This window comes from Alistipes sp. An66 (assembly GCF_002161445.1).
GTDB lineage: Bacteria > Bacteroidota > Bacteroidia > Bacteroidales > Rikenellaceae > Alistipes > Alistipes cottocaccae.
Genome location: NZ_NFHT01000041.1, coordinates 1 through 1682, shown reverse-complemented (window position 1 = coordinate 1682; position 1682 = coordinate 1). Strand labels below are relative to the sequence as shown.

Below are 1682 nucleotides of genomic sequence, written 5' to 3'. Positions count from 1 at the left end.
GCGGTCAATCTGCTCTGCTGCTTGAAGAACTTCATCCTCTATGCTATCCGAAACGAGTGGATCGAGAAAAATCCCTTCCGCTTCTACAAGATGAAGATCGACAAGACGAATGTCAAGGTACCGTTGACAAAGGCGGAGCTGGACCTGCTGCTGAAACGCCCGATGCCAAACGAACGGCTGGAACGGATTCGGGATGTCTTCTGCTTCTGTGCGCTGACGGGACTGGCCTTCACGGATGTCGACCACCTGCGTCCCGAGCACATCACAACCGACGAGAACGGTATTCTGTGGATTCATAAACCACGGGAGAAGACCGCAGTCGTAAGTCGGATTCCGCTGCTGCCGCATCCGATTCGGATTCTGCAAAAATACGAGCGGGATCCCGAGTTACGACTCAAAGGAAAGTTGCTGCCCGTTCCGAGCAATCAGAAGATGAATGCCTATCTGAAGGAGATTGCCGATATTTGCCTGATCAACAAAAATCTGACAGTCCACCTGGCCCGACATACGTTCGCAACCCTGGCAATCGAATACGGAATGCCAATTGATATAATCGCCAAGATCCTCGGCCACTCGAACACCAACATGACCCGTCATTATGCCAAAATATCCGAAGCGAATATCAGTCGGGAGATGCAAAAAATCGGGAAAATACTAACGGCCTGATGCCGACAAACGACCGGGCGGCGAGGAACCATTCCAGTTTCTTACGGCCGGTCGTTTATGGAAGAACCGTTTACTTCTGACTCAACTCGGCTAACGTACCCCGCAACGTATCAAGAAAGTGGGTCAGACGGTTCTTGCGGTTCAGAATAGCCCAGCGGCAATTGTCCGGATTCTTGAAACTCGTATTGCATAGCGTCTCAAACTCGCGGGTAATCTGCATAAAAGTAGCCGGGGAGTCGTCCTGCTGGCAGAAGAACCCCACAGCCGATAAGGCGGCAATTACCTCCATCAGATCTGAGTTGGTGAATCGCTTCGAAATTTTGAGCGGCGAATGAGGGCGCGAAGTATGCACATTCCGAATACCCGGATATTTGAGCTGCAGACAGATCATTTGTTTCTCAAAATTGATCAGCGAGAGCGAGGAGCGGATCAATTGATAACTGAGAGACTCCGAATCCTTATGTTGAGCCTGCAACCGGAAAAGAATTTCTCTTGTCCTCGCCAATGCTTGCAGAGCTTCCAGCCTGGAACAGGAATCCAGTTTGGAGACAGTCTGAATACGATTGATAAAACGTGTGTAGGCCAAACTAAGACGTTTGTTATCGGAGTTATTCGGGTTTAAGTTTTTTGTATGAAGCAGTTTGATGAATTCACTCCGGCTAAATCTTTTTGCTATATTATTCATAGCATATTCCTTTAGGATTACACACAAAAAATGGGCGCTGATTCCAGGCCCATTCTAACACAATTCTCTAATTCTCATGAAAGAAAATGCTGATGCTACAGCCCACGGCTCGTTTGAAAGAGTTGAGATAACGAAGGTGTTTAGAGACATCGCCTATCTGGAGAACATTAAGTCCTTATTTAATGCTCCTTTTGTTTGAATTAAAAGAATAAATCATTAGCGTCCCGTTAAAATGGGACGAGTTAAACAATTAATCAAATAGCCCCGGAATAATGGGATTATATAGATCTTTGACATCATTGAAATTAGTCTTGTCGAACAGGTCACGCAA

2 protein-coding genes are annotated in these 1682 nt (G+C 46.7%); one reads left to right on the top strand and one right to left on the bottom strand.

What is annotated here, in order from left to right:
* Window positions 1-666 (top strand): site-specific integrase (locus B5G16_RS12390; protein ID WP_143260913.1); only part of this gene is annotated, 666 nt, incomplete at its 5' end.
* A 70-nt stretch (window positions 667-736) separates the two neighbouring features.
* Here the strand turns inward: B5G16_RS12390 and B5G16_RS12385 are convergent.
* Window positions 737-1351 (bottom strand): hypothetical protein, encoded by a 615-nt coding sequence (locus tag B5G16_RS12385; protein ID WP_143260912.1) that lies wholly within the window; start codon window positions 1349-1351, stop codon window positions 737-739.
* Window positions 1352-1682 lie beyond the last annotated feature (331 nt).